General features: G+C 59.5%; 1 protein-coding gene. It reads left to right on the top strand.

From position 1 onward, the window contains the following. Window positions 1-701 precede the first annotated feature (701 nt). On the top strand, window positions 702-1073 hold the full coding sequence (locus N4G42_RS25430) for a hypothetical protein (protein WP_260669173.1): 372 nt from the start codon (window positions 702-704) through the stop codon (window positions 1071-1073). The last annotated feature ends 88 nt before the right edge of the window (window positions 1074-1161 follow it).

Below are 1161 nucleotides of genomic sequence, written 5' to 3'. Positions count from 1 at the left end.
GCGCATGGGTCGCGCCCACGTCGTCATCAAAATTCCCGAATGACCGAAGATGGACATGAGAGGGGCACAAGACTCGTGACTGCGCCGGCTGACTTGTGATGGGCCCGTGTGACTGTGCGCCTACCGAGGGAGAACATCTGAACGTGCAACTGGATGTACGTCGCAGCCCAGAGCGTTGAAATAGACCTCGTCTCCCGGAGCAATGTTTGTTCCTGTGTGCAACAACGCGAAGTGCCACCGGGTGCGGTTCACTTGCCGCCATTTAATGACCACGATCCGGCCTGCCGGGCTTTTGCTCGCACCCGGACAGCGAACGCCACGTATTTCTGCGGCTTCGTCTGCTGATAGCAGTCTGCTCACTTTTCCGATACGCCAGCCATCGGACCACGCGTACCGGCCCTCGTAGATCGGCGTGCTGCAACCCGCGACGTTCAAGAGCGCCAGGATGGCGACAGACCAGCTCATTGCCCTCTTCGTCATGACAGTTCCTTCGGAGTACCTTGTCGTGGTGGTGTGAAACCAGGTGGCCTCCTGCACGATAACCAATTACCCCTTTCCCCGCAGGCATTGCGTGTGGCTATCAAAAGCGTAATCGGAAGGTCACTGTCAGGTAGGGGTCAAATTTCTAGACTTCTCTCCGTGGTGCAGAAATCGCCACCTGGATGAACCATATCGGGCATCCGGCGCCACAGGAGACCATCATGAAAGTTCGTACCGCAATCCTCGTCGCCAGCCTTGCTGCATCCGCCACCGCCTCTTTCGCCACATCCGTTTACCACGCAAGCCCCAGCCAGGAGGAAGGCGTGAGCCTGGCCGCCGACCATCTGGGCAATGCGGTGAGCCGCCAAGCGGTTGAAAACACCGTACTGGCCGCCCAGAAGGACGGTTCGCTGTACTGGATCAGCCGTGGCTATCCGGCCACTTATCCACTCGTTCCGGGCCCCAAACTGACCAAGACCCGCCAGCAAGTCCTCGATGAGTTGCAGTCAGCCAAGCGCAACCCCGTCGGCCGTGACGGTGTGCGGGATATGGGCGGCGAAGCTGGCTGGGTCGATGCCCGCCAACTGCCCTGAACCCTCTCAACGATCACCGGCAACCGCGTGCCCTCCCAAACCGGCCTGCGGTTGCACCTGAACCATTGCCATTTACCCAAAAAGGAAA

The organism is Acidovorax sp. K2F (assembly GCF_025246485.1).
In the GTDB taxonomy this organism is placed as follows: Bacteria; Pseudomonadota; Gammaproteobacteria; order Burkholderiales; family Burkholderiaceae_C; genus Acidovorax; species Acidovorax delafieldii.
This window is presented reverse-complemented; position numbering and strand designations above follow the sequence as displayed.

Coding starts and splice junctions, on each gene's coding strand:
- N4G42_RS25430 (WP_260669173.1), top strand. CDS start 702: ATGAAAGTTCGTACCGCAATCCTCGTCGCCAGCCTTGCTGCATCCGCC.